The 26733-nt window shown below is 49.5% G+C and carries 23 protein-coding genes; 5 read left to right on the top strand and 18 right to left on the bottom strand.

Annotated features, from left to right (window positions below):
• Positions 1–2: 2 nt before the first annotated feature.
• From ACNQFG_RS07955 to ACNQFG_RS07890, 14 genes are all read right to left on the bottom strand, one after another.
• Positions 3–1415 carry an oligosaccharide flippase family protein gene (locus ACNQFG_RS07955; protein ID WP_302275128.1) on the bottom strand — a complete coding sequence of 471 codons (1413 nt, stop codon included), beginning with the start codon at positions 1413–1415 and terminating at the stop codon, positions 3–5.
• The gene (locus tag ACNQFG_RS07950; RefSeq protein WP_302275127.1) at positions 1412–2521 is read right to left on the bottom strand and encodes a polysaccharide pyruvyl transferase family protein; all 1110 of its coding nucleotides are present in this window, start codon (positions 2519–2521) and stop codon (positions 1412–1414) included. Before ACNQFG_RS07950 ends, ACNQFG_RS07955 begins: the two co-directional genes overlap by 4 nt.
• Positions 2518–3705 (bottom strand): glycosyltransferase, encoded by a 1188-nt coding sequence (locus tag ACNQFG_RS07945; RefSeq protein ID WP_423404498.1) that lies wholly within the window; start codon positions 3703–3705, stop codon positions 2518–2520. Before ACNQFG_RS07945 ends, ACNQFG_RS07950 begins: the two co-directional genes overlap by 4 nt.
• A complete protein-coding gene (locus ACNQFG_RS07940; protein WP_423404497.1) occupies positions 3702–4358 on the bottom strand; it encodes an O-antigen ligase family protein in 657 nt (218 codons plus the stop codon). The genes ACNQFG_RS07945 and ACNQFG_RS07940 overlap by 4 nt, the downstream gene beginning before the upstream one ends.
• A 570-nt stretch (positions 4359–4928) precedes the next feature.
• Complete coding sequence (locus ACNQFG_RS07935; RefSeq protein ID WP_302275123.1) at positions 4929–6089, bottom strand: glycosyltransferase; 1161 nt, start codon at positions 6087–6089, stop codon at positions 4929–4931.
• A gap of 17 nt (positions 6090–6106) precedes the next feature.
• Positions 6107–7198, bottom strand: coding sequence for a hypothetical protein (locus tag ACNQFG_RS07930; RefSeq protein ID WP_423404496.1), 1092 nt, complete (start codon positions 7196–7198; stop codon positions 6107–6109).
• A complete protein-coding gene (locus ACNQFG_RS07925) occupies positions 7195–7968 on the bottom strand; it encodes a glycosyltransferase family 4 protein (RefSeq protein WP_423404495.1) in 774 nt (257 codons plus the stop codon). Before ACNQFG_RS07925 ends, ACNQFG_RS07930 begins: the two co-directional genes overlap by 4 nt.
• Before the next feature lie 11 nt (positions 7969–7979).
• Positions 7980–8387 carry a hypothetical protein gene (locus ACNQFG_RS07920; protein ID WP_423404494.1) on the bottom strand — a complete coding sequence of 136 codons (408 nt, stop codon included), beginning with the start codon at positions 8385–8387 and terminating at the stop codon, positions 7980–7982.
• A 42-nt stretch (positions 8388–8429) separates the two neighbouring features.
• The gene (locus tag ACNQFG_RS07915) at positions 8430–9488 is read right to left on the bottom strand and encodes a polysaccharide pyruvyl transferase family protein (RefSeq protein WP_423404493.1); all 1059 of its coding nucleotides are present in this window, start codon (positions 9486–9488) and stop codon (positions 8430–8432) included.
• A gap of 757 nt (positions 9489–10245) precedes the next feature.
• Complete coding sequence (locus ACNQFG_RS07910) at positions 10246–11604, bottom strand: sugar transferase (protein ID WP_423404492.1); 1359 nt, start codon at positions 11602–11604, stop codon at positions 10246–10248.
• A gap of 265 nt (positions 11605–11869) precedes the next feature.
• Positions 11870–12619: a DEAD/DEAH box helicase gene (locus tag ACNQFG_RS07905; RefSeq protein WP_423404491.1), complete on the bottom strand. Its 750-nt coding sequence runs from the start codon at positions 12617–12619 to the stop codon at positions 11870–11872.
• Positions 12620–13623: 1004 nt separating this feature from the next.
• Positions 13624–14655, bottom strand: a complete 1032-nt coding sequence (gene gap, locus ACNQFG_RS07900; protein WP_005945602.1) for a type I glyceraldehyde-3-phosphate dehydrogenase — start codon at positions 14653–14655, stop codon at positions 13624–13626.
• Positions 14656–14848: 193 nt separating this feature from the next.
• Positions 14849–15634, bottom strand: a complete 786-nt coding sequence (locus ACNQFG_RS07895; protein ID WP_423404490.1) for a hypothetical protein — start codon at positions 15632–15634, stop codon at positions 14849–14851.
• Positions 15634–17004: a citrate synthase gene (locus tag ACNQFG_RS07890; RefSeq protein WP_423404489.1), complete on the bottom strand. Its 1371-nt coding sequence runs from the start codon at positions 17002–17004 to the stop codon at positions 15634–15636. Before ACNQFG_RS07890 ends, ACNQFG_RS07895 begins: the two co-directional genes overlap by 1 nt.
• A 182-nt stretch (positions 17005–17186) precedes the next feature.
• Between ACNQFG_RS07890 and ACNQFG_RS07885 the strand changes: the two genes are divergently transcribed.
• Entirely contained in the window at positions 17187–18194 is a 1008-nt protein-coding gene (locus ACNQFG_RS07885) for a SpoIID/LytB domain-containing protein (protein ID WP_423404488.1), read from the top strand.
• 62 nt (positions 18195–18256) lie between these two features.
• On the opposite strand, the gene ACNQFG_RS07880 is transcribed toward ACNQFG_RS07885, so the two are convergent.
• Positions 18257–18967 (bottom strand): hypothetical protein, encoded by a 711-nt coding sequence (locus tag ACNQFG_RS07880; protein ID WP_423404487.1) that lies wholly within the window; start codon positions 18965–18967, stop codon positions 18257–18259.
• A gap of 266 nt (positions 18968–19233) precedes the next feature.
• Between ACNQFG_RS07880 and ACNQFG_RS07875 the strand changes: the two genes are divergently transcribed.
• Complete coding sequence (locus ACNQFG_RS07875; protein WP_423404486.1) at positions 19234–20232, top strand: glycosyltransferase family 2 protein; 999 nt, start codon at positions 19234–19236, stop codon at positions 20230–20232.
• A gap of 69 nt (positions 20233–20301) precedes the next feature.
• On the opposite strand, the gene ACNQFG_RS07870 is transcribed toward ACNQFG_RS07875, so the two are convergent.
• On the bottom strand, positions 20302–21675 hold the full coding sequence (locus tag ACNQFG_RS07870) for a leucine-rich repeat domain-containing protein (RefSeq protein ID WP_423404485.1): 1374 nt from the start codon (positions 21673–21675) through the stop codon (positions 20302–20304).
• A gap of 176 nt (positions 21676–21851) precedes the next feature.
• Here ACNQFG_RS07870 and ACNQFG_RS07865 point away from each other — a divergent pair, with 176 nt between their 5' ends.
• The gene (locus ACNQFG_RS07865) at positions 21852–22172 is read left to right on the top strand and encodes a helix-turn-helix domain-containing protein (protein WP_423404484.1); all 321 of its coding nucleotides are present in this window, start codon (positions 21852–21854) and stop codon (positions 22170–22172) included.
• Between the two features lie 80 nt (positions 22173–22252).
• Here the strand turns inward: ACNQFG_RS07865 and ACNQFG_RS07860 are convergent, their stop codons facing one another.
• Both ACNQFG_RS07860 and ACNQFG_RS07855 read right to left on the bottom strand, forming a co-directional pair.
• Entirely contained in the window at positions 22253–23179 is a 927-nt protein-coding gene (locus ACNQFG_RS07860; protein WP_423404483.1) for an Ice-structuring protein, read from the bottom strand.
• A 111-nt stretch (positions 23180–23290) separates the two neighbouring features.
• Positions 23291–23632 carry an arsenate reductase family protein gene (locus tag ACNQFG_RS07855; protein ID WP_005945436.1) on the bottom strand — a complete coding sequence of 114 codons (342 nt, stop codon included), beginning with the start codon at positions 23630–23632 and terminating at the stop codon, positions 23291–23293.
• 121 nt (positions 23633–23753) lie between these two features.
• On the opposite strand from ACNQFG_RS07855, the gene ACNQFG_RS07850 reads away from it, so the two are divergent.
• Positions 23754–23942, top strand: coding sequence for a ferredoxin (locus ACNQFG_RS07850; RefSeq protein ID WP_423404482.1), 189 nt, complete (start codon positions 23754–23756; stop codon positions 23940–23942).
• 222 nt (positions 23943–24164) lie between these two features.
• Positions 24165–26732, top strand: coding sequence for a DNA polymerase I (polA, locus tag ACNQFG_RS07845; RefSeq protein ID WP_423404481.1), 2568 nt, complete (start codon positions 24165–24167; stop codon positions 26730–26732).
• The last annotated feature ends 1 nt before the right edge of the window (position 26733 follow it).

Here is a 26733-nt window from a genome sequence, read left to right as displayed (position 1 = left end):
TTTTATTTCCTTCTTTCTATAATTGTCGTAATCTTATCATACAAAATACTATTCCTTAGTTTTTTGTATGCGGCAGCAATGACAAGTAGTACAATAACAAATGACAAAAACATTCTGTACTCAAGAGATGACAATTCAATCACTATTTGAAAAGCAATCAGAACCATTATTATCAGAGAGTTCCTGTCTATAAATCCTTTTTCCATTTGTTTTTTTGCAAGCAATGCACGAATGAGCCAAACGCATACATAGCTGACAAGCGTTGCAAATGCAGCTCCATACAAACCGTAGCCCGGAATAAGAATAATATTTAGTACTATATTCACACATGCTGCTGCCAAGGTTGAATAAAATAAAACGCTCGTCTTTTTTGTTGCAGTGTATATCGTACCAATAAGAGATGACAGTGAATTAAAAACAAATGCAAAAATTAGAATACAGCCAACCATCCAGGCGCTATAAAAACTATTTTTGTATAGAACAACTGCTAAATACTTAGATGCAAAAATAAGCATGGAGGCAGCCACAAGCAGTGCCATCATAACGCTTGTATATACAGTTTTGAAGAAATTCGAGCCATCTTCTTTTTTGAACTCGTCAAATATTGATATTTGAAAAGCAGAAACAAATAGAGACATAACCATCGTTAGTAGAGTAGGAATTTTATACGCAATCGAGTATAATCCAACTTCTGCAGATGACAGAAACCATAGTATTACATATTTATCCGACGAGTCACTTACCCACCAACTTATGGAGTTCGGGATCATAGGGACGGAAAAACGCAACATATCTTTATATACATTTCTCGGTATCGAAAGCGGATTGACTACATACGTCCACAATTTGTTATAGATGATAATTATGAGCGATACAAGCAGATGTGACATCGTTGCCGCTAGAAGATATCCAACAATTCCGTAATTTCTAATAACCAGAAAATAAATATTCAAACTCAAGGTTGTCATTGTACTAATAACACCCATTATCGAATATTGTGTCACCTTATTAATTCCCTTCAGGAACTGAATTAACACCGTGTGCAAATTCATCACAAAGAAAAAAACAACTATCCAGATTCTATACTTCGCTATTGAACTAACAAAGGAAAATATTGGTGACAGCAGGATAAGAACTCCACTACCCAGCACAACTAATGTTACACCAATAGTAAGTACATATCGATTGTCGTAATCATTGTCTATTGCGAAACGCAGGATAGCTTCAGATATTACAAGCGTCAGAAATGGTGTCATTAGTGTAACGGTCGTAACGATTATATCGTAAATTCCATACTCCTCTGTAGAAAGAATTGACGTATATAATGGTATAAGAAGGAAGCTAAGGATCTTACTAGAAAACTGGCCAACTGTCATTGCAGCTGTATTAGATAGGAGTTTTTTGTATTTATTCAATCAGTATCACCTCCTAGTGCTTCTCTCAAAAAGCTTTTAGAAGAAACCTCAATTTTTCTTATGCTATCTTCAATCGTTTCATAGTCAATATGTTCGAAATTCAATTCGCATTCATTTGCTGCCACAATACGGTTCATCAATCCTATTTCGTTTAGTAAATCAATAACGCGGCTTGTTCTTGTTCTTGGTAAAACCACGTTGAAATCTTTTTTGTAGATCAGCGAAAATGCTGTCCCGTGAAACGAATTTGTGAGAATATAATCAGCATTCTTTATAAGTGATAAAAACTCAGTCGGTCCTGCGTCTCGTATTTCATATGATTTCTTCCTAGAGTAACTTATATACCCGACAAGCATTCGAACTTTGAGATTTTTTTCATTTGCAATTCTAAACGCAAGTTTTTCCATTCCCTCATTCTTTTGCAATTCATATACGAGAATATACGGATCAGTTTCTTGCGCCTTATCTTGCACTAAGGTATTATAATCGTTGGCAGAAAGCAAGAAAGTTGGATCCAATGTACAGGTATTATTAACACCCTTTTCATGAAGAAACACAGAAAGACTTTTTTCTCTTACTCCCACATAATCCAATTTACTGGTATATTCAATTAGGTCATTAGTCTGAGCTTCAGATAAAGCAGAAACATCCCCACAACTTGCAGCATATGCCACATTAGTTTTTCCTTTGATAAGCTTTGACTGTCCAAAAAATTCTGCTTGAAATCCACCTGTAATATCCGGATTCCATATTTGATCACTACCAAGTACCACAGCATCATATATGTGAGTCATATCGTATGGAATCACCGATAGGTTACGTTTTTTAAATTCCTGAAATCGTAGATACTTTCTTCTGTAGCTTTTTTCGAAGTACAAAGACATCATCATTTTTTTATAAATTGATACGATTTTCTTCTTACTTTTACAAGCAATTTTTATAAACTCAGTTGGTTCAAACTCAGATCCATTTCCTTCACATTGAAAGTCCATAATATCTACATGATAGCCAAAATTCGCCTCAATATAATGCGCCAGGGCATATGTTTGAAGAACCGCACCATAATTAGGGACATTATGAAACGTAAAAATACACGCTTTTTTCACTTAATCACCTCCAAATACAAATTTTCATATGCTGTCGCCATCGCTTTATCAGAATACATATATTCAGCTTCAAGTGCTATTTGGTTTGAATGAATATCCTTATAGTCAATCCACTTGTTCCTTATTATGTCTGCCAGTTTCTTAACATCGCCAAACTCAACAAATTGTGTATGATTAGAAAGCGCAATGCTCTCGGACCCACCATTTTTAAACCCCACAACCGGAGTTCCGCAAAGCAGCGCCTCTGCAACAGTCATTCCATATGTTTCTCTCTGACTTAGTGCTAACGCCACATCTGCCTTACAATAGAAATCAGCTAATTCATTCTTATCATGCACGGGTCCAATTATTCGAACATTATCCTCTTCTACCTTTTTGCTTGCTGTTCTTCCTACAACTTCAAATCGTATTTTTTCATTTTTCAGGAGTCTTGCTAGTTCTAGCAAATAGAATCCACCCTTGCTGTACTTGTCTGTAATGCTGAAATCAGCTGTAACAAACAAAACTGTACGCCAATCATCCTCCTTCAAAAATCTCTTTTCATAGAAGATGCTTGCATCTATTCCATTCATTATGCAGCGTTGCTGCACGCCCGAAAATATTGGTGACTCCAACGCTCTCTTCTTTTGCCATGGGGAAACAGATACTACATAGCATTGTTTGGCTCCGGCAAATGCCTTTTTCATTTTCTGCCAAGCGTTTGCCGTTGTGTCTCTCCATGTATTTGCTGCAAACCTTAGCTGAGGACAGTTTCCGCAACCAGACTTCCACTTTTCACAATTGAATGCATGGCTACACGATCCCGTATAAAAGAACTCTGCATGATTGGTAATGATAAAAGGAATCTTATTCTGTTTAAGAAATCTTAATAAAGAGTATATATTAACAACATTGCAATTTGCCGAGTGAATATGAATAACGTTTGGATTCTCCTTTTCAATAATCCGTTTAATTTTAAGTGTTGATACAGGTGCAAATCCATACTGATAGCCCAAGACATACGCTATACGTTTGTACACTCCCAGTTCATGTGGAACACACACACCATACGTCTTCAACTTCTCGTGTTGCTTAGTAATATAAGGGGCACATAAAACATGCTCAAAATTGCTATATTTTGCAATGCTGTCAATTATTGCACCAGTACTCCCATAATCGGCACAATTAATATGCAAAACTTTCATTTAGTTGCCTCACCCCCTACTGAATTTTTCTGATTCTTTTCATACTCTGAAAATCCCATGGATATAATAAACAGTAAGAAAACATTATATGTTGGATATATAATCAAATGACTAACACAGGATAGAGTGATATAAATTAGTATCGAAGCTGTAACAGCAGCAAAGGATTCACATTGTGTTTTTCTCAGTTTTACTGCTTCAAAAATGAAATTAAATAAAAGTAAGACATAAAAAAGCAATCCGATTGCACCATAATCATAAAGCACTTCCAAAAAATCATTGTGCGCAGATGAAATCGATATTTTATCAAGATAAACAGCATTATATCCATGCCCGATTACCTGCTTAACAATGTTTGAACTCTTAAATGCATCCCAAACAAGTGCATAGGTTGTTGTCCGACCTGACCCCCCATCCTCCTGCAAACTCTGCATACGTTCAATAATAGTTATATTTATTGATTTAGATAGATACTCCGATACATACACAAGCATTATACACACGATCATCAAGAACACCATTGTCCCAGTTTTTTTCTTTCCTCTTTTATCGTCTTTTTCAAGCAGCGGTGGAAGAAATCCACAGAGAATAATGGAAATCAACGCTGTTCTTTTTCCGGAGATAATTGTCAACAATGCCGCGATGAAAATCATTGAGTATTTGATCGTCTTTTTATCAGCCAAATAACATAATGGCAAGAGGAGAACGCAATAATATATTGAGTTTATTCCCCCAGAGCTCCAATATCTATTTCCACTCAGAAGCCATATAGCATATCTTAGTGAGAACACATAAAATGCGATTACACCAATGTTAATTATCTTCTTTCTCTCATCATCCCTGACTCGTATGAGAAGTAGGTACGAAATGATCAAGAAAGATGCCCACCACATCTGGGTTAGAAAGTTTGTCAGTATATCTATTGCACCTGAATAGTTTTGTAGCCCTGTTAAGAAAAACCAAAAACTACTTCCCACTGTGAGAATGATCATGCTTTTATTCGGAATGAACCGTACACGAAAAATCAACAAAAACGAAAGTGCAATAATAGCAATCCTTCCAATAAGTAAGAATTGCTCGATAGTCGACCCTCTTGTAAAATAGGAGTTCATTCGAAAAAACAGATACACAAACACTATCAGTATATAGTCCCTGAGTTTTTTATAAGTCAAAGATTGATTCATATTTTGAATTTCCTCTCTCGTTACTGCAACATCGCCCTCTTACTTTGCCTCCAGCATTGAGAGAACACGTTTACTTTGAAATAAATTATTTTTCTCATTTAAAACAAATTCTTGTGCACTATATCCTTTTCTGTCTCTTTCGCTTCGCACAGTATCGAAAGTAGTCTTTATTGCTCTCGCAATCCCCTCTGCGGACTCATCCTCGATCAAGTAGACATACCGCTTATATTCTTCTGGCATACCGGGAAGATTCGTCGTAAGAACCGGTGTGCCAGATGCCATATATTCCATATTCTTTGAAGGGAACGAATACTTGGTAAACTCTTCATGAGTCGGGCGCGGATTGATAAGCAAGTCTGCCTCTATTTCTGCCTGAACCACTTCATCATTCATAGCAATTCCGTGGTAAATCACATTCGGATGCTCCTGCGTCACCCTCTGCAACTCATCCACATAAGGACCATTTCCATAGATATGCAGTTCTGAATCCGGTACATTGGCAAGGACAAATCCGTCCACCATAGCTTTTACTCCGTATCGAGCATCTAGTAAACCGGCATACATACACTTCTTCATGCAACTCGTATGCGTTTTTACTTCCGGCTGCGGTTTTATTGTTGAATCGCACAATGCTTCAACGATCACATAAGGTTTATGCTCAGGGTTTACCGGTTCATTCATCGCCTCTGTAAGGAGAACATACCCGGTACACTTCTGCATTATCTTCCGTACAAGTCTTACATGATTTTGATTAGTCCCAGTCACCATCAACTCTGGAAGATCGGTTACGATTCCGATACATGGTTTCTTTCGTAAACGAGCTGCTGTTACAGCGCCATAGGCTACCGAGGCATTCAGCACATCCGTAACGACTGCATCACAGCCGCCAAATAAAACTGTTACAAATGCAGAAAACGTCTGCCATAAGATCCTGATACCCTTTACATTCAGTACTGAACAATAATGATACCTTACCTTTCCCCTCTGGACACGATTGGCTGAGAGGAACTTGCTCGGGCAATTTGTTCCAGTCACAGGCCGTGCCGTTATTGCCCGTACTACTGCACCATTTTCTGCCAAGCCCTGTATCATCAGACGGTTGAATTTTTGCGCCTGCTGCCCCGGTGCTTTCGGACTATTCTCAAATAGGTTTGCGAAGTCTTGCGCATCCATTGCGCTGGACGCATAATCAATTCTCATCTGTGTTCCCCGCTCTATTAACCAATAAAATCTAAGAGCCTTGCCTTCGTCATTTTCTGTTCATTCAGAACGCTTTCTAAGGCATCCGCACATTTTGTTTCAAACTTTTCCCAATCGATATCGTGGTAATATGCCCAAATTTCATCGGCCATGTTATTACCGTCAAGCGACACCGCCATACCGACCTGTCGTTCCATAACAACATCGCCCATGTGGGAGCCTGCCGTACATATCTGGGGAATACCAAAAATAATACCGTCATAGTATTTATTTCCCATTGCATTCCCCATCGTGTGCCCACAGTCATAAACGTTATGGATCATATCCGTATTTTTAGCAAACTCATACCGATCGGTTGGCATATAAGCACCGTGGAAAAAAACGTTATTATATTTCTTATTCCGGGCATACTGTTCCATATCTCTTCCGTCCTGCTGCATTCTTCCGTAATAATGCAGTTCAAAACGAGGGTCACTTCCCAGAGCGTCCATCAGTTTTTTATTCACATCAACCTGTTGGACAAGCCCCCAATAGCTAATGCGAATCGCATTACGCTCTCTTGCATCCTGTTTACGGAGCATTTTATGATTCAGGGAGTCCTCCAGATAGTTATGAATCGTCCTAACATTTTCTTCAGTGGGAAGAAACTTCCGAAACGCATTAGAGCTAACAAAAGTCACGGCGCTGTTTTTAGAAAGGATGCCAACCAGCTTGCGATATACCGGGATATATTCGTAAGATACATCTCGAAAATCCAGAAGATACCGTCCTTTGTACTTTCGCACCAGATAGTCCAGCAAAGTCAATCCCGGTGTCGTATGCAGCACAATAATTCTGTCATAGGAGTTATTACTCAGAACATTCAATGCAAACCTACGATATTTTGCAAAATACTTCAGTTTTTTCTTGAACGGAAGTTGCTCTTCCAGATGCTCCTCGAACTTATATGCCTTTGAAATCCTTTGTGGCACTTCCGCATCAGGCTTTCCGTCGCGATCCCAGTAAATCAGTTCAAACTGAATATCCCGTTCCTTGAGCGTATCCAGATAAAAGTTCATATAAGGCATATATGCGATTTTCCCAAAGCCCAATAATAGAACTTTCATCATGCTTTTCCTCCAATTCTACGATACAAGTCCTCATAGAGCTTGGTGTTCACCGTTCTAGCGTAGACTGCTTTTCCATATTTCTGTGCGTTATCTGCATACTTCTCTCTCAAATCAGGGTTATCCCTTAACCTGATAATTCCATCTGCAATCCCTTCCGGATCATCTGTGGAACAAGCAATACCGATTTGCTCTCTCTCAAACATCTTGTTATACTCCGACCCTTCATCGGCCGAGGTAACAATAACGCGGTGACACGCCATCAGTAGTCCAGCTTTGCTTGGAACCGAATTACCGATAACGCCTTTGGGCAACGGTATCAAGCAAACTGAACATGCGCTATATACATGCGGCACCATTTCCTGCGGCTCAAGGGGAAGGAACACGATATTATCAAGCTTTTTTTCTTGAGCCGCATGAACGAAATCATCCTTCTGGCTTCCCTGACCAATCATCTGGAACACTATTTTCTTTTCCTGTTTCAATTTCTCGGCAACTTGGAGCACCATCTTATAATCAAAGTTCATGCCCATGGTTCCTGCAAACTGAACATAAAAGCAATCTTTTTTTAAGTCGTATTTTTTTACAAACAAATTATCTTCCCACGGAATTTCTCGAACGCTCTTATCGTCATACCAGTCCGGGATAACCGTAATTTTGGTAGCCGGAACGCCTTGCTCTATCACCTTTTGCTTCATATCCTCTGAAATCACCGAGATATGATCGGCTCTTCGATAGGCAACCTTCTGAAACATATAGAAAATCTTCTGCATCCATTTCTGCTTCATAGCACCATTCGCAATAGAAGCCCCGGGAACATATCTTGACTATTATAAATAACCGGGGTCTTCACGCAGTTTTTAGCAAATGTGATTGCAAAAGGAGCCCACGGACACGATTGAACCATCATTACATCAAAATCCTGCTGAGCCTTGAAAAGCTTCCGAGCCTTAAAACAATATTTAACACCCACCAGATATCTCTTGGCGAATGCTTTTTTGGCAACGGTTTCTATATTGATGGTTTCATAAGAGAAATTTTCAAGTTCTTTCAGTTTCTCAGGACAATCGGGATTAATTCCGGTAGAATGACTCTCGATCAGATGCACCTTATGTCCATAAGAGACAAGATCCTCGATTAGAGCTGTGTATAGATGCCATGAAGGACCCGGTGTATCAAGGCCACTGGACATGAACAATAAAATATTCATTAACTTCTCCTTTTTGATAGCACTTTATAGAAGCACAGTTTTTAACCACTGTACAAGTTTATGTTTCTCTTCCGAAACAAGTTCCATATCCAATTTGACAGGCTTCTTTGTTATTTCACCTGCTCCAACTCTCTCGATCAGCCCCACCCGATTAGTCTTCACAAAGAGCATTGCAGAATGACCGTATGCAAGTGTTACCGCACAGGAATGCACTCTATCGGACAGAGTTAACTGAGAATTTGCATACAGATTAATATACCCGTAAGGGATATCTGCACAGAAGGAGTTTTTGTATGCGTAGATTTTGCTCCTAAAATGCGGGTGGAATCTCTGATCCGTTCTTATCAGCTTGTACCGCCCGATTTCGTTTTCACGTTTTGGTGCTGGCAGAAGACTTCGAACATAAATCAATGCATCTGTAAACCGATCTGTTTTTGCTGCAACCGTAGAAGGTGAATTAACGAAAATCCTTTGATTTTCAAATTCAAATTCATGGGTGTGTTTACGGCTAGAATCATCGACCCAGATTTCCGGCTCAATAATTTTATCAAAATTGGAAATCCAGTACGGCTGCCCAAAATCAATCTTGCAGGGAGCATAGTAATCCGGGGTAAAGAAGGAGAAGCAGATTCCATCATACGCATTGGTTGCGTATTTCCCAAACGCCTCATAGGTTTCATGTTCTCTAGACGAAAAAACAAACGGAGGACACTGCTTAAAGAACTCTTCAACTTCACATCTGGCAGTAGCATCAAGCTTCATAGTGCCAGCACTCAAAATCATATAACCAACGCCACGTTCTTTGAGTTCCAACAGGATATCTTTCCACAGCGGGAGGAAATACTTAGAAATCACAGGGCCGGCAAGCACAATATAATCCACATCGAGCTTTGCGATGTACTCAAGCTGATTCTTATGAGGATACAGCCGCTTTCCGTAACTTGTTGTGTAAGTTTGATAATCTGAAACGACTGTCACATTCTCTGCGCCCAGAATTTTCTTAAGCACATACTCCACACCCAAGCTAAAAAAGCCGTTTCCGATATTCGTGCACCAGAATCCAGTGCAATACGCCACCTTCATATCTTTGTACTCCTCATCAATGAAATATTATCAACCACAAAACAGCCCAGACTCAATCTCAAAGAGTCTGAGCCGTTTATTCCCTATAAAGCTCTACCAATCGTCCTCAGCAGTGTGAATCACACGCTGCTATGTCTCTTGTACCGCCACAATGTCTTGTACCGCTACATTGATTCTCCACTACGCTCTAAATTGCACCATTTTTGACGTTACGGTAGCTCCCGTCTTTAGTCCTGATGACACTATCACTGGCTACGGTAGCTCCTGCCTTTATTTCCGATTCCACTCATCCACGCTACGGTAGCTCCCTTGCTTATGCCGGATTATCCCACACGAATGAGCATCTCTGCGACCATGTGTTTATCACCATCTTGCTCACAGCCGCCTTGTTATCTTCAAGACCGAGATGAAATCGCAGATGATGTTATCATCGTCAAGTCCCGAAACCGCTATGTGAAAGTCACCGTAATCTCGGTACATCCCCTCACGGTGCCATCCGGCATAAACCCGCGAGCTACGGTCGCATCCATAAAAGTGCTTTTTCGGGGCGTAAAAACCTCGAAATTACCTCGTTTTGCCCTTGCTCACGCTTGGATTCTCGGCATTTTGCACTATCAGGTGCGCTACATCGCCCATGTACAGGGCATTTTGCCGGTTTCTTACTACGACGCTACTGTAAGCGTCGCATTTATGCCTGACTCCACTCTGGAATTTCTTCCAATTTTCAGCAGCTTAAAATGTACAAAACCATCGATATTTAGTGGTTTTCTCCACTCATTGCAGTGGTTTGGCCCTCAGAAACTCCCTCGGTGCTTTCAGGCATAAACAGGATCTTCACCGTAGCCAGCATGATCTTCAGGTCCTCGACCAGGCTGGGGTGGGCAATATACATCAGATCCATTTGCAGCTTATCATACGGTGTGGTGTTATATTTTCCGTACACCTGTGCATAACCGGTGAGGCCAGCCTTTGCCTGCAGACGCAGCGCAAACTCCGGCATCTCTTCACAGTACTGTGCTGCGATCTCCGGACGCTCCGGGCGAGGACCTACAATGGACAGATCACCCTTCAGGATGTTCACCAGCTGCGGCAGCTCATCCAGACGGCAAGCACGGATAATATGGCCAACCTTCGTGATGCGGTCATCCTTGTCACCGGTGGAAAGGCGAGCCACGCCGTCCTTTTCAGCATCCACACGCATGGAGCGGAACTTCAGGATCTCGAAGGGCTTACCATCCTTGGTCAGGCGCACCTGCTTGTAGAAGGCGGGACCACCATCCGACTTCACCGCAATCGCCGTAATCAGAAACAGCGGACTCAGAATGATCAGTGCCACCAGCGAGATCACAATATCCATCATACGCTTGACGAACAAGAATTCCGGGCTTGCCATATAGCGGCCCACCCGCAGCATCGGCAGATGGAACATGTGCATCGGATGAGCGCCGCTCATGATAACGTCGCCAACGCGGGGGATGACGAACATATTGATGCCCTTCCCTACACAGTGCTTCAGGATAATGTTTCGCTCATGGCTGTGAACACCACTGACAAAAACCGTCTCCATGCCGTCCAGAATGCTCAGGTCCGCCAAGCACTCCGACACGCTCAGGGTGACCTGCACATCGTATTTCTTACTCAAGCCGTACTCGCCGATGAGCTTTTCCATGCCGTGTCGTACATCGTAGACAACTGCGGTCTTCTGCGGCGGGAAGGCCGTGTAGTACCATTTATGTGCGCAGGATGCCCAAATTGCAGACATCACCAGCTGCCCCGCAATTGCTGCAATTCCAGGCCACAAGTTGCAAAGCTTTGCCGACATCAGGCAGATCACAATGTACAAAATACCATCGGTTGCCATCGCGCCAAGGATCTGACTGTACACCAGCTCCGAGATCCGCTGCATCGACATCAAAAATGCGTCGTATACCTTACCCAAAATGATATACAGAACGAAAAACAGGCTCAAAATCGCCAGATTTCCCTTCCATGCCAGATTTGCGTAGGTCTGGTGCGAGTAGTACAGGAACCAGCAGGCCGAAAACGGCAGCTCGATCATCAGAACGTTCAAGATCTTTACGATCCGCAGCATCACATCATGCTGAAACTTTGACATAATCCTCTCCAATAACTCCTTTAGCTTTTCTTTACGACTCACTCAACTTCTTCAACGCACTTTTCCAATGCGCTTTACAGAAACCGTTTTGAGGCGCGCTATCATCCACACAAACCGACATCCTCTCCCGTTTTGTGGTTAGCTGAAACATTCAGATTTTCGCTTTTCCTCTTAGACCCCTGCGCCAGCTCCAACCGATGTGGCCTCGAATCCACCTTCTCCCACTGCATCCCGATGGCATCCAGCTTTGCTATCCGCTCTTCCGTCAGAACAGCGCAGCTTTTTTCAGGATTCTGGCGGGTATACCGCTGCCGCTTGACCCAATTTTCCGAGGTTGTAACCGCTCGGTGACAATTTTATCGCCCCCGCCGTTGGCATAGAGCCGGTGAACTGCCTCCTGCATCTCTCTTTGCAGACTGGAAATACTGGTCAGACCTTCGAAATTATAGACAACATCCAGGATAAGTGGTGTCGTATTATCCTCTGCGGTTAAAGCCCGGCCAATCTGCTGCTTGTAGATGATGGGCGAAATCGTTGGTCGGAACAGGATGACCCCGGAAATGCCCTCCACATGGACGCCTTCGTTGAGCATATCAATGCAGAACAGCAGCTTGAGCCAGTTGCCCGTATCCGTCTTGAAATCTGCAAAAGCCTTGTCCGTATTCGGGTCATCCGAGTAAGCCTGATACACCACAACGTCCGGGTTGACCCCGGCGAACCACTCCGGCACATGGGATACCATTTCGTCCATATGCTCCTTGTTGGCGCAGAACACGATGTATTTGCCAGTCTTATTCGTGATATGATGGGCAAAGACCCTGTCCAGACCGTCCGCCTGTTCCAGTGCCCGGCGCAGTGCGTCCAGATATTTCTGGTTCACATCCTGAATGCCTGATGCCCGCAGGTTGTCTACCCGTGCCTGATACTTTGCAAGCGTTTTCTGGCACTGGTAGACGGTGGTCACATACTTCGGGATAGGCAAAATGCCTCTGACAACGGCTTCGCCAAGGGTCATGTCGATTGCAATATGTCCACTGAAAAGTTCTTCGGCCGTGTCGCAGTTATTATCCAGGTATCGGATGTTTGTTGTCGTCAGCCTCAGCAGTTTTGCTTTCGGACATAACTTTAATAAAGCCAGATCACGACCTTCTCCGAGTTGTCCTCGATCAGCTTAAACGCAATGCCATACAACTCCCCCCCCCCGCAAATCAGAGGTATCCTCTAGATGGAAAATGGAGGATACCAATCTTTCAACATTGTTGTTTGGCCTCTTTTATTATTTTATCATGGTTATATCTGGGAATCAATAGAAATCCGAGGAAATGTATCCATCCACGTTTTAAAAAATTTGCGATTCAACCTAATCTTTTTTACATATTACCCAGTTTCGCATGAAAACTCCAGATGAAATCACCAGCAGCAAAAAGTATGGTCATATAGTTGTCCATAGTGCTGGGTCAGAGTTACTACACCCAGCGAGTACAGCCGCACACAAGACCACTGTTCCTGCTATTATAGCAATTCAGCTTTTTATAGCAGTTTGCGTTTTTAATGCACAAGCAACATCCGCAAACTGCATATCGCAAAGATGCCGTTCTGATTGGCACTATTTTTGAAGATTGCGATAATGCAACAGAAACATCGTTGAATTGCATATCGCAAATATGCGGTTTAAGTGTTGCGCTAATTTCTTAACTTGCGATAGTCGCCTATATCGTATCTCGCAAAGAATAACACCACAAGGGGGCGGTTGCATCTTTTTTGCAGCTGTCCCTTATTATGTTTATTGCTGATCGTTCTTCTGTGAATGCTTTCCGTATATCATTTACGTAACATACCGTGTTTCCCGGATTTTAACAACACAAAAAACACCCTTCCCTCTGCGGAAACCCGCAAAAGGAAGGGTGTTGAACTCGTTATCCTGTTGTCGTACCAATCACAGCATGTCCGTACCAGCAAAGCTGGTACCAGCCGTCATTCAGCACGGCACCTCAAGCACTTTTGAGCGTAAGAACGCAATTAGCAGTTCTCAGCGAAGTACTTAATGGTACGGACCATCTGAGAGGTGTAGGAGTTCTCGTTGTCGTACCAAGACACGACCTGAACCTGATAGGTGTCGTCGTCGATCTTAGCGACCATGGTCTGGGTAGCATCGAACAGAGAGCCGTAACGCATGCCGATGACATCGGAAGAAACGATCTGATCCTCGTTGTAGCCGAAGGACTCAGAAGTAGCAGCCTTCATAGCAGCATTGATGGACTCCTTGGTGACGTCCTTGCCCTTGACGACAGCAACCAGAATGGTGGTAGAGCCGGTGGGAACAGGCACACGCTGAGCAGAACCGATCAGCTTGCCGTTCAGCTCGGGGATGACCAGGCCGATAGCCTTAGCAGCGCCGGTGGTGTTGGGAACGATGTTCTGTGCGCCAGCACGAGCACGGCGCAGATCGCCCTTGCGCTGAGGACCATCCAGGATCATCTGGTCGCCGGTGTAAGCATGAACAGTGGTCATGATGCCGGAGACGATGGGGTAGGTCTTGTTCAGGGTGTTAGCCATGGGAGCCAGGCAGTTGGTGGTGCAGGAAGCAGCAGAAATGACCTGATCCTCAGCGGTCAGGGTCTTCTCGTTGACGGAGAAGACAATGGTCTTCAGATCGTTGCCTGCGGGAGCAGAGATAACGACCTTCTTTGCGCCAGCCTGAATGTGAGCCATGCTCTTCTCCTTGCTGGTGTAGAAGCCGGTGCACTCCAGAACGACATCAACGTTCAGTTCGCCCCAGGGAGCGTCCTTTGCGTCCTTAACAGCGTAGATCTTGATCTCCTTGCCGTCAACAATGATGGAGTCCTCGGTAGCCTCGACGGTGTGCTTGCCCTCGCCGATCTTGCCGCAGAAAGAACCCTGAGCAGTATCGTACTTCAGCAGGTGAGCCAGCATCTTGGGGCTGGTCAGGTCGTTGATTGCGACGACCTCGTAACCCTCAGCATCAAACATCTGACGGAAAGCCAGACGACCAATACGACCGAAACCATTGATAGCAACTCTAACAGCCATGTTAATAGTACCTCCTAATTATTTTACCCATAATCGGATAAATCACGGTATCTTTATTTTAGACCAAAACGCAGAAAGTTTCAAGTGTCTGCCAAAAAATTAACAACTTATTTGTTCACTTTTTGGCTTTTGTATGATTTTTGTCCCTTATCCGGGCCGGTTTTCAGCAATTCAGCCAACAGAGTGCTGGCCTTTACTTCTTTCTGGCCGCAGGCCCTGCGGTGCGCACGGTGCAGAACACGCCCAGCGTCCCAAGGCAGGCCATGCCCAGACCAAAAAAGATGGAGGGCAGCGCCGTGAGGACGAACTGTGAGGGCATCGCCAGCGTCAGGGTCTGGGGCAGCTCCCAGCAGAAGCCGAGGACAAAGGCTGCCAGACCGGAGGCGCACAGGGCTTTCCCATCCGACGTTTCGGGAAGCCAGAGCGCCCGCACCAGACTGGACAGAAAGACGAGCATCCCCAGCAGCACCCAGACCTGCGCCGTGGGTGAGACGCGGTGCCAACTGGAGCTGTTCTCCATGAAACGGCTCAGAACGCACCAGTAGAACACCAGTGTGCCCCAGATGCCGGAGGCCATGCTCTTTGTGGGCGGCTGCCAGTCCTTCCGCAGCCAGCTCTTCGCCAGCCGGGCCAGCCACTGGCCACACAGAATTTCCAGTATCGCGCGAACAAACGAGCCTGCGCCAGTCATTCCAACGGCGAAGCGCAAAAATCCCGCGGCAGTAAAGAACGCCCCTGCCATCGCCGTGACGATGCCGGACGGTTTGCAATGGCCCTGCAGATTTTTCGGCTCACAGGCCAGCTTCCGGCCCGCAAACAGGCTCACCAGCACCGCGATGCCCAGCGCAGCATACCGCAGCCAGACCGAACCGGCGATGCACAGGCCGCTTTCCAGGTCGGTCCAGAAGCCCAGATCCAGGCCCCGGCCAAGGGCCAGTGCCGTTCCTACAACAAAAACAAGTGTGAGTAATGGATTCATCAGCGTTCCTCGATCGGCTTATATTTCTGGCGCACGCCCAAATACTTGTAAGCGGGACGAATGATACGGTTGGCGAATACCACCTCTTCCACGCGGTGTGCACACCAGCCGGGCACACGGGCAATGGCGAACAGCGGGGTGTAGATATCCTCAGAGATGCCCAGCATGTTGTAGATCAGGCCGCTGAACAGGTCCACGTTGGCGCACACCGGCTTGGTGCTGCCCTTTTCCTCGGCAAAGATGCCGGGGGCCAGCCGTTCGATGCTGCACAGCATATTATACTCTTCCTCAAAGCCTTTGTCGTAGGCCAGATGGCGGGCGCGCTGCTTCAGGATCACCTCACGAGGGTCGCTGATGGTGTACACCGCGTGGCCCATGCCGTAGATCAGGCCGGAGCCATCGCCCGCCTGCTTGCGCAGGATGCGGCGCAGATACTCGCGCACCTCATCGTCGTCCTCGGGGTTTTCCACATGCTTGAGGATATCCTTCAGCTGACGGTTCACCATCAGGTTGGCACCGCCGTGCTTGGGGCCCTTCAGTGCACCGATGGCCGCCGCGATTGCGGAGTAGGTATCGGTGCCGGAGGAGGACAGCACACGGGCGGTAAAGGTGGAGCAGTTGCCGCCGCCGTGGTCGGCGTGCACCAGCAGGCACATATCCAGCAGCTTTGCTTCCTCGTGGGTGAACTTCTGGTCCGGACGGTAGGTGCTGAGGATGTGCTCTGCCGTGCTCTGGCCGGGCTTGGGCAGGTGGAAGAACATGCTCTGCTTATCGTAGTAGCGGCGCTTCATCTGGTAAGCGTTCACCATCATGGTGGGCATGCTGGCGATCAGATTGATGCTCTGGCTCAGGATGTTCTCCAGACTCAGATCCTCGGCGTGCTCATCATAAGAGTAAAGGCCCAGCACGCAGCGCTGCAGCTTATTCATGATATTGGGCGAGGGGGCGTTCATGGTGTCCATGAAGCCTTCCGGCAGGGCGCGGTGCTCTGCCAGGATCTCACAGAAATCGTCCAGCTGCTCCCGGTTGGGCAGACTGCCGAACAGCAGCAGCCAGATCACCTCTTCAAACACAAAGCGGTCATTGCGGTAGGCCTCGTCCACGATCTCGTTGATGTTCACACCGCGGTAGATCAGCTTGCCGGGAGTGGGGATCACATGGCCTTCCTGATCCTTTTTATAGCCCACAACGTCGCAGACGTTGGTCAGGCCGGCCAGCACACCGGTGCCATCCGGGTTGCGCAGGCCGCGCTTGACCCCCAGACGTTCGCTCGTCTCCGGATCGATGTAGTTGTTGGCAATGTACTCTTCGCAGAGTGTCTGCATCGTCTGCGGGTCCAGCGTTGCCACTTCTGCATGTTGATAGTTCATGCGCAGATTCCCCTTTCTGTTTCGAATTTCTTATACCTTTCCCTGCCATCCGCGCTGATGGCACATATCTATCATAGCGCTTTTGTGAAATAAATTCAAGAAGAAGATGAAATCTGCGCTTTTTCTCCGCATGTTCCTGCTACACTGGCCCAAACGAAACTGCCTGTCCGGGAGGGGCTGCTATGAAACGTTCCTTTTTTCTGCTCTGTGCCGTGCTGTTCGTGCTGGGCAGTCTGCTGCCGCTGGCCGGATACCGGCTGGCCAAAACCGTGCTGGGCCCTTCGGCACCGGCGTCGTCCGCCGCGGCCCCGGAACCGGAAACGCCCGATGCCGCCTCTCTGCCGCCCTCCGACAGGGACAGCGAGACCTTCCTCATTGCCGACCAGAGCGATGGCGCGGTCGTGTCGGTGCCCCGCCGGGACTACCTCATCGGGGCCGTGGCGGCGGAAATGCCCATCACCTGGCCGGACGAGGCGCTGAAAGCCCAGGCCATCGCGGCCCACAGCTACGCCCTCTACTGCCGGGACCACGCACAGGACACCGCCGCAGGCTGGCTCACCGCCGACCCAGCCCGGCGGCAGGGCTATCTGACCGATGCCGTTCTCCGCAGCTATTGGGGCACGGCCTATGAGGCCAACTACGCCCGGCTCTCGGCTCTGGTGGATTCGGTCCTGACGCAGGTGCTCTACTATGAGAACGCCCCCGCCGGGACCAGCTATTTCGCCATCTCCAACGGGCAGACCGAAGCCAGCGAGAACGTCTGGGGCACCGCCGTCCCCTATCTCATCCCGGTGGACAGCAGCACCGACCAGAACGCCGACAACTACATCTACACCGTCTCGTTTTCTGCCGCACAGCTACAGCAGCTCCTGACCGGGCTGGGCCTCACGCCCGACCTCGCCGCGCCGGAGGGCTGGTTCGGGGAGGCTGCCCTCACTCCCTCCGGCTATGTAGCCTCCCTGCCCGTCTGCGGGCAGACCGTGACCGGCCCGGCGCTGCGGAAGGCGCTGGGCCTGCGGAGCGCCTGCTTCACGGTGCAGTATCAGAACGGCAGCTTTTTCTTCACCACCAGAGGCTATGGCCACGGGGTCGGGATGAGCCAGTGGGGAGCCAGAGCGCTGGCCGAGCAGGGGCAGACGGCTTCGCAGATCCTCGCCCACTACTTTCCCGGCACCCAGCTGCGGCAGTGAGCCGCGCCGACAAAAAACCGCCGTGTGCATCTGATCTGCACCCGGCGGTTTTTCGGTATCTTTTACTGGAACAGACTGTCCAGCCAGCTCAACACGCTGCTCTGAGTCGTCGTCTCCGTCGTGGGGGTCTGTTCCACCACGGTGGTCTCGGTGGCCGTCTCCGCAGCCGTCTCTTCGGCCACGACTGCGGCCTCCAGCTCTTCCAGACCGATGCCGTCGTCGTTGGCATCGGAAGTGATGTACCAGTAGCAGGACGCCCCAGCGATCGAGATGCTGGCGCTGGACAGCGGCACACGGCCCGCAGAAACGCCGTTCGCCGGGTCTGAGCAGTAGAAGACGCCGTTGGTGTAGTCGGTGAGTAGCACTGCATGGGGCTGGCCGCGGTCATACAGCACGATGCCCTCCGGGTGCTCCTGCAAGATCCGGATGAGGGCTTCGGTCTTGGCCGCCTTGCCGGAAGGAAGGGTAGCGTAGCCAACGTGCATCGCATTGTATGTAAAACTGTGGGACAGACCGCCGGCCCACGCCGTGCTCTTGATGCTGTTCTCGGTCACATCGACCCAGCCGTCCAAACCATCGAAGTAAGCGCGGCGGCGCAGCATCATGGCTGCGGATGCCAGTGTGCAGGTGCCGCCGCGGCTCTGCTTGAAGTAGAACCCGGCGTCAACGTTTAAGTCCACAGCCAGAGCCGCAGGCAGAAGCGTCATCATCAGCGCCAGCGTCATGAGCAGCGCCGACAGTTTTTTCCATGCGTGATGCGGTGCAGTTTCCACGTTGTTCCATCTCCCTTGAATCGCGTCGTTATTCACTGCCGTAAAGTATACCAGTCTGTTACTCTTTTGTAAACAGTTGCTCGGCTTTTTTCTCATATTTTACACGTTTTGGTCACAATTCAGGAGCAGATTGCACAAAAGGCACTTTTGTCTGTTGTGGCTTTCGTACAAAAGTCTGTTTGTTCTTTCCGTTTTCTTTTTGTGCAGATTATGGTATACTTTCAAGCAGGACCAACGAAACCGAAACTTTGCAGGAGCAGGTAGATATGAAAGCAACCATCGTCATCCCGAATATCAACGGCAAGGGCTGGCTGAAGGATTCTATCGAGTCGGTCTATGCCCAGACCGAACAGAACTTCCGGCTCATTGTGGTGGACAACGGTTCCACCGACGAAAGCCTTGAGCAGGCCCGCAGCTATTGCAGCCGCGAAAATTTCACCCTCATCGAAAACGGCACCAATACCGGATTTTCCCATGCAGTGAATCAGGGCATCGCCCGCGCCAAGAGCGAGTTTGTGGTGCTATTCAACAACGATGCCTTTGCCGAACCCCAGTGGCTGGAAGAGCTGATCCGCACCGCTGAGACCGACCCGAAAATCTTTGCAGTGCAGAGCCTGATGATCCGCCACTTCGACCGGGAGCTGGCCGACGACGCGGGCGATTATGTCACCTGGATGGGCTTTGCCTGCAAGACCGGCGATGGCCGCCGCGCAAGCCGCTACACCCGGCAAAAGCGCATCTTCTCGGCCTGCGGCGGTGCGGCGCTCTACCGCAAGAGCATTCTGGACGAGATCGGCAATTTTGACGAGAACTTCTTTGCCTACTTTGAGGATGTGGACCTGAGCTGGCGCGCCAACAATGCAGGCTATAAAAACCTGCTCTGCCCCACCGCCAAGTGCTCCCACATCTGCGGTGCCAGCACCGGCGCGGTGAAGTACAACGCCTTCAAAAGCCAGCAGAGCGGCCGCAACAGCATCCTGCTGCCCCTCAAGAACGAACCGCTGCTGATGCTGATTTTAAACTTCATCCCGCTGGCCGTGGGCTACCTGCTCAAGTGCTACAAGTTCCACAAACAGGGCTTTGGCGAGGCATGGGACAAGGGGATGCACGAAGCCTTTGCCCTGCTGAAAAGCGGCAGGCTGGGCAAGCGGCCTTTCCGCCTGAAGGATCTGCCCAACTACATCCTGATGGAGCTGTGGATGATCTGGAACATGGTGCCGTACCTGTGGTACCGGCTGGTCATTGTACGGTTCGACCTGAAATAATTTTGATAAATCAACACCCCCGGCCTAAGACGTTTGCCGCGTCCCGGACCGGGGGTGTTGCTTATTTACTCAATAACCAATAACTGTCGCTGTCTGGTTCCAGTAACGTTTTATAAAAGAGTTCGTCAGATATTTATTGCCATTGTATGTATCATACGAAGGCATTCCATCACTGATAAGTATATTATTCCACGTTTCTTCACTACCACCAAAATATACATTGCTCAGCGATGTGCACTTATCAAATGCACAAGAGTTAATTTTCTTTACACTACTCGGAATATAAATATCCCGAAGCGAATTACAGAACTGGAATGTTTGACTACTGATTTCAGAAATATTTTCTGGAAGCGCTATTTTAACCAATGCCGTACAATGCCAAAATGCCACTTCGCGAATCGAAGACATTGACTTTGGAAGTTTAATAGTTACAAGCGCACTACAATTGTCAAATGCACCTTTTCCAAGAATTTTGACACTCTCCGGAATCGTTACATCACTTAGATTTTTGCATTCCTGGAAAGTCCAATCTTTGACTTCCGTCACACCTTTTGGAATTACGACCGATCTTAGTGAGGTACAGCAGGCAAAGGCATAACTCCCAATATCCGTAACAGAATCCGGCAGTATAATGTTTTCCAGCAATCTGCATCCATAGAAAATATAGTTTCCGAGTGTTTTCACCTCCGAAGGAAACACTATATTCTGAAGCTTTTCGCAATTCCTGAACATTTCACTTGGCAAACTGCGAATGCTGTTTTCGAATGTAACACTTCCTAAATTCTTGCAATTTCTAAATGTTGCCCCGGCAAACTCCGTTTTTCCCTTGATCGACACCTTAGATAAAGACGCATTCTCTTCAAACGCTGACGAACCAACGCTTACCAAACTCTTTGGTAAAGTCACTTCATCCAGATTTGTACCCTTAAACGCTATTGTTCCAATCTTTTTCAAGCCTTCCGGCAGAACAACACTCGTCAAATTTGTACATTGGTAAAAAGCCTGGTCACCAATACTCTGCACGCAGTTTGGGATAACAAGACTTTCTATGTCATTATTTTTATAGAGACATTGGTAGCCAATTGCACTCACTACATATCCATCGTATTTTTCCGGGATACGAAGCTCACCGGATGGCACCTTTTCGGCAGTTTTATCATAGCCTTTCAGTGTAATCGTTCCGTCCACATTTTTGCTGTACATCCACTTGATGCCATCCGTCTGTTCAGATTCCTGCGGTTCAGACGAAGTGCTTTCCGAGGAAGGCGCACTTGGTGCACTCTCCGATGTGGCCGGAGCCTCCGTACTACTGCTTGCACTGGACGGCATTGAATCAGCGGGGGCCTCCGGAACCTCACCACCGCCACTGCATCCCGTCAGAAACATTGCCGCAATGACAGCGCTGACCGACAAAGCATAGAACGTTCGAAGATGTAAACGCATAATTCCACTCCTTCACTGATTTTGTGATTCCAAAGCTTTTGGAGAAAACCATTTTCTCCTGTTTGATTTCATTATAGGCATATTGTTTTGTCAAGTCAAGTTAATCTATTAAATTATTATTCTTTCAGTTTAATCCTGTATTGTCAGTATAAGATACATACAGGAGGTCAACTTCTATGATTGACTATGCTACAATCGGCAAACGCATTCAAACCAGACGGCAGGAGCGGAACATCACGCAGGAAAAATTGGCCGAGCAGGTCGGCATTTCGGTGGTCTATCTGTCCAAAATAGAAAATGGCCGCGTATATCCCACCTTGGAAACACTCTCCAATATCTGTACCGAACTGGACACCGAATTGGCCGAGATCCTGACCAACACCGAAATCGCTCGCAAAGACTACGCCAATGACCGCGTGGTGGAATTATTCAATTCCTGCTCCATGCGTGTCAAACCCATTGCGCTGGCTCTGTTGGAGGATCTATCCAAACTATAACTGACAAGCAAAAAATCCCCGCCACGAGAGGAACATTCCTTCCATGGCGGGGACTCTGCTTTTCTATTCGGTTTTGGTGCTTACCCTGCCGCGCTCTGCGATGCGGCTTCACTGGCGGCAGCGCTGTCGGCATCGGCTGCGCTGCTCTCGGCGGCGGTGCTGTCGGCAGGCTCTGAATCGGGGGCTGCTTCCCCGGAAGCTGCTTCGCTGGCGGCAGCGGAGTCGCCCGCTGTGGCGAGGATGGCGTCCTGCACCTCGCTGTCCGCCAACGGCATCGGCTCGGCGGCAGCCGACGACGCGGTGCTCTCGGCCTTGGTCTCGCTCTCGGTCAGGCCGGTGAGATACCAGCTGCCGCTCTGGCGCTCGAACAGATAATCCATGTACTTGGTGGGCGTATCGGAGGCTGCGTTCAGGATGCTGTCATCCGCGCTCTGGGTGGGGATATAGCCCACCGTGACATGGAGCAGACCGTCCTTCTTGAACAGCCGGGTGACGGTGGCGCGGTAGGTGCCCACGCTGCCCGTGACCGGAATCTTATAGCACTGGGTGGCATCGTCAAACTCGATGGTCATATCCTCCATCTCAAAGCTGCGGTGGGTCAGCTTGAAGCTGGGGCCCACGAGCTTGGCCAGATAGGCGTCCACATCCACCGAGGGAAGCAGCAGCTGCTCGGTGTCGGGGTCGGTGTTGTAGTTGTCGAAGCCGCCCTGGGTCTCCTGGATGCTGTACACGCAGCCCCAGACCGCCGCTTCGCGCAGGGTCAGATCGTCGATGTTTTCGATGCCGTCAAAGGGAACGGGGTCGAACAGGACCAGGCCTTCGAGCTTGTCCTCATACTCCTGCCGCTGCTGGGTATCGTCGAACAGGTTTGCCACGGTGCGCACACCGGCGCGCACCACGGTCACGGCACCCACCAGCACCAGCACCGCCACCAGCAGGCCCAGTGCCTGCCGGGCGCGGCGGCGGTGGAGCCGGGCGTGTTCTTCCGGGGTCATATAGGTTTTCATATTATATTCGTCTCCTAATTGGATATCGTAGGGGCCACACTGTATTTTAGTATACCACGATTCGCCCCAAAGTGCAAAATCCGGCGCGTGGATTTTTTGTGAAAGCGCGTGTTATTCCCATGTCTTCCACACATCGGGCTGGTAGCCCACGGTGGCCTTGCGGCCATTGCGTACAATGGGCGTTAAAAACAGCTGCTGGTTCTCAAACAGCTTGTCCTCCTTCTGCCAGTCCACCAGTGCGTCCAGAAGTGCAAGGGTCTGCTTGTCCTTCGCATTGGGGTCCACCAGCTTTTCCCAGCCGCCAAGAGCGCGGGCCACGTTCTCGAACTCGCCGCGGCTCATCTCTTTTTCCTTCAGGTCGATCATCTGGAACTTGATGCCGCGCTCCTTGAAATAGCGCTGGGCCTTTTTGGTATCAAAGCACTTGCTTGTGCCAAAGATCTGAATATTCATCGTTTCATCCTCCCGGAAAGTCTCAGCCTATTGTACCATACTTGCACCGAAAAGCATAGGGATATTTCCACGCCCCGGCGGGAAAACTAGCAGCACCCCAAATTGGAAGGAGGAGCATTCCATGAAAGCATTCGTTGACCCAGACCTCTGCATCGGCTGCACCCAGTGTGCAGGGCTCTGCCCGGAGGTATTCACGATGGAGGGCACCCTGGCCGTGGCCCTTCTGGGTGAGATCCCCGCCGAGGCAGTGCCGCAGGCTGTGGACGCAGCCAACGCCTGCCCGGTAAGCGCGATCCGCATCGAGGCGTGAGGCGAAAACTCCCCCAGTCACGACTGCGCTGTGCCAGCCCCCTCAGTGAGGGGGCCTTCGCGTGGCGGTCTGCTGCAAATGCCTCCCTCTTAGAGGGAGGTGGCATCGCGCAAGCGATGACGAAGGGAGTTCTACATCAAAAATTTTCAAAAAATCCTCCGATATCCTCCGCTTTGTGCTATACTATAAGATGTGAAATTATGTTACGGAGGATCAAAGCCTATGCGTTTACTGGTCATTGACGGCAACAGCATTGCCAACCGTGCTTTTTTTGGCATCAAGCTGCTGACCACCAAGGACGGACGATACACCAACGCCATCTATGGCTTTCTGAATATCCTGCTCTCCCTGCTTAAGGAGTGCGAACCCGACGAGGTGGCTGTTGCCTTTGACCTGAAGGCTCCCACCTTCCGCCACAAAATGTACGATGGCTACAAGGCCACCCGCCATGGCATGCCCGAAGAGCTGGCCCAGCAGATGCCGGTGCTCAAGGAACTTCTGGCAGACCTCGGCTACCGGGAAGTGACGGCCGAGGGCTGGGAGGCCGACGACATCCTTGGCACGCTGGCCGCTGCCTGCGCCGCCCGGAGGGACGACTGCTTCCTTGCTACGGGAGACCGGGACAGCCTGCAGCTGGTCAGTGACACCACCACTGTGCTGCTTGCCGCCACTGTCATGGGACGCAGCAAGACGGTGACGATGGACGTGGACGCCATTCAGGAAAAATACGGCATCCAGCCCAGACAGCTCATTGAGGTGAAGAGCCTGATGGGCGACACGTCCGACAACATCCCCGGTGTGCGGGGCATCGGCGAAAAGACCGCTCTCGCGCTGGTGCAGAAGTTCGGCACACTGGAAAACGTGTATGCCAATATCGACGATAAGCTCATCAAGCCCAAACAGCGGGAACATTTGCTGGAATGCAAGGCCGATGCCGAGCTGAGCCATCTGCTGGGCACCATCCGCACCGATGCCCCCATCGACACGGCCGAGGGCGCTTACAAGGTGGGCGAGGGCAACAAGGCCGCTGCCGTGAAGCTCCTGCAGGAGTTGGAGATCCACTCCCTCATTCCCCGGTTCGGGCTGGACGGCGTCGCCCCGGCAGCCGACCCGGAGACGCTGCCCGCCGTGGAGGGCAGCGTGGACGTCCTGCCCCTGACGCCGTCCGGGCATTACCTGCTGGCCGCGCGCCCTGCAGTGACCGGCAAGCAGGGCACGAAAAACGTCGTGCTTCAGCCGGAAGCCTGGTATGCCGTGCAGGACACCACCGTCTATCCCCTGTCGGACGACGCGCTGGTCCGCCTGCTGGATGACCCCGCCGTGACGCTGGACGTCTTCGACTCCGCCCCGCTCTACGCGCTGGCCATGGCCCACGGCGGCTGGGGCAGCAGCATCGTGTGGGATGGCAAGCTTGCCGCCTACCTGCTGGATGCATCCGCTTCCAAGTATCAGGTCTCCGAGCTGCTGACAAGCTACAAGGCACAGGCCGCATTCACCTGTGAGGCCTGGCCCGATGCCGGTTCGCTGGCCGACCTCTTTGCCCGGATGAAGGCCGAGATCACCGCGCGGGACGAGGATGCGCTGTACAATGAGATCGAGTTCCCGCTGGCACAGGTGCTGGCCGATATGACCCGCACCGGCATCCTGGTGGACCGGGACGGCATTGAGGCGTTCGGCCTGCGGATGCGCAGCGAACTTTCGGAGGTGCTGGCCCGCATCCACATGGAGACCGGCAGCGCCAGCTTCAACCCCAACAGCCCCAAGCAGTTGGGCGAAATGCTGTTTGACACCATGGGCCTGCCCCACGGCAAAAAGACCCAGCGCGGCTGGTCCACGGATGCCGAAACACTGGAAAGCCTGCGGGATTACCCGCTGGTGGAGGACATTCTGCAGTACCGCGCCTACCAGAAACTGAACTCCACCTACGTGGAGGGCCTTTTGAAGGTGATCGGCGAGGATGGCCGCATCCACTCCACCTTCAACCAGACCGAGGCCCGCACCGGACGGCTCTCGTCCGATAACCCCAACCTGCAGAACATCCCCATCCGCACCGAGCTGGGCAGCCAGCTGCGCGCCTACTTTATTGCAAAGCCGGGCTGTGTGCTGGTGGATGCCGACTACAGCCAGATCGAGCTGCGCATCCTTGCCCACATTACCGGCGATGAGCACATGCAGCAGGCGTTTTTGAACGGCGAGGACATCCACCGCAGCACCGCCGCAAAAATTTACGGCATCCCGCAGGAAGAAGTCACCTCCCGGCTGCGCTCTTCTGCCAAGGCCATCAACTTTGGCATCATGTACGGCAAGGGCGCTTACAGCCTTGCCAAGGACATCGGCGTGACCGTGAAGGAGGCAGATGCCTTCCTCAAGAACTATCTGGCCGCGTTCCCCAAGGTGAGCGGCTACATGGATAAGACCATTGCCGATGCCAAGGCCGTGGGCTATGTATCCACCCTGTTCGGCCGCCGCCGTGCTCTGCCGGAGCTGGCAAGCAGCAACTTCAATGTGCGTTCCAGCGGCGAACGCATGGCCCGCAACACCCCCATTCAGGGCACTGCGGCCGACGTGATCAAGCTGGCCATGGTGCGGGTATGGAAGCGGCTGCGGGACGAAAAGATGGAAAGCCGCCTGATCCTGACCGTCCACGATGAACTGATCGTGGAAGCACCGCAGGCTGAAGCCGAAAAGGCTGCGCAGATCCTGCGGGAGGAAATGGAAGGCTGCGTGCAGTATGCCGTGCCCCTGAGCACCGATGTGCACGCAGGCAAAAACTGGCTGGAGGCCCACTAAA

Origin of the sequence: Faecalibacterium prausnitzii (assembly GCF_049532945.1) — a bacterium.
Lineage (GTDB): Bacteria > Bacillota > Clostridia > Oscillospirales > Ruminococcaceae > Faecalibacterium > Faecalibacterium prausnitzii_N.
Note: the sequence above shows the minus strand (reverse complement) of the source record. Positions and strands in the feature narration are given on the sequence as shown.

Excerpts from the sequence above, each read along its gene's own strand:
- ACNQFG_RS07945 (WP_423404498.1), bottom strand. The coding sequence starts at position 3,705 with ATGAAAGTTTTGCATATTAATTGTGCCGATTATGGGAGTACTGGTGCA.
- ACNQFG_RS07940 (WP_423404497.1), bottom strand. The coding sequence starts at position 4,358 with ATGATTTTCATCGCGGCATTGTTGACAATTATCTCCGGAAAAAGAACA.
- ACNQFG_RS07935 (WP_302275123.1), bottom strand. The coding sequence starts at position 6,089 with ATGAGAATTGATTATGCGTCCAGCGCAATGGATGCGCAAGACTTCGCA.
- ACNQFG_RS07930 (WP_423404496.1), bottom strand. The coding sequence starts at position 7,198 with ATGATGAAAGTTCTATTATTGGGCTTTGGGAAAATCGCATATATGCCT.
- ACNQFG_RS07925 (WP_423404495.1), bottom strand. The coding sequence starts at position 7,968 with ATGCAGAAGATTTTCTATATGTTTCAGAAGGTTGCCTATCGAAGAGCC.
- ACNQFG_RS07920 (WP_423404494.1), bottom strand. The coding sequence starts at position 8,387 with ATGTCCAGTGGCCTTGATACACCGGGTCCTTCATGGCATCTATACACA.
- ACNQFG_RS07915 (WP_423404493.1), bottom strand. The coding sequence starts at position 9,488 with ATGAAGGTGGCGTATTGCACTGGATTCTGGTGCACGAATATCGGAAAC.
- ACNQFG_RS07910 (WP_423404492.1), bottom strand. The coding sequence starts at position 11,604 with ATGTCAAAGTTTCAGCATGATGTGATGCTGCGGATCGTAAAGATCTTG.
- ACNQFG_RS07905 (WP_423404491.1), bottom strand. The coding sequence starts at position 12,619 with ATGACCCTTGGCGAAGCCGTTGTCAGAGGCATTTTGCCTATCCCGAAG.
- gap (WP_005945602.1), bottom strand. The coding sequence starts at position 14,655 with ATGGCTGTTAGAGTTGCTATCAATGGTTTCGGTCGTATTGGTCGTCTG.
- ACNQFG_RS07895 (WP_423404490.1), bottom strand. The coding sequence starts at position 15,634 with ATGAATCCATTACTCACACTTGTTTTTGTTGTAGGAACGGCACTGGCC.
- ACNQFG_RS07890 (WP_423404489.1), bottom strand. The coding sequence starts at position 17,004 with ATGAACTATCAACATGCAGAAGTGGCAACGCTGGACCCGCAGACGATG.
- ACNQFG_RS07885 (WP_423404488.1), top strand. The coding sequence starts at position 17,187 with ATGAAACGTTCCTTTTTTCTGCTCTGTGCCGTGCTGTTCGTGCTGGGC.
- ACNQFG_RS07875 (WP_423404486.1), top strand. The coding sequence starts at position 19,234 with ATGAAAGCAACCATCGTCATCCCGAATATCAACGGCAAGGGCTGGCTG.
- ACNQFG_RS07870 (WP_423404485.1), bottom strand. The coding sequence starts at position 21,675 with ATGCGTTTACATCTTCGAACGTTCTATGCTTTGTCGGTCAGCGCTGTC.
- ACNQFG_RS07865 (WP_423404484.1), top strand. The coding sequence starts at position 21,852 with ATGATTGACTATGCTACAATCGGCAAACGCATTCAAACCAGACGGCAG.
- ACNQFG_RS07860 (WP_423404483.1), bottom strand. The coding sequence starts at position 23,179 with ATGAAAACCTATATGACCCCGGAAGAACACGCCCGGCTCCACCGCCGC.
- ACNQFG_RS07855 (WP_005945436.1), bottom strand. The coding sequence starts at position 23,632 with ATGAATATTCAGATCTTTGGCACAAGCAAGTGCTTTGATACCAAAAAG.
- ACNQFG_RS07850 (WP_423404482.1), top strand. The coding sequence starts at position 23,754 with ATGAAAGCATTCGTTGACCCAGACCTCTGCATCGGCTGCACCCAGTGT.
- polA (WP_423404481.1), top strand. The coding sequence starts at position 24,165 with ATGCGTTTACTGGTCATTGACGGCAACAGCATTGCCAACCGTGCTTTT.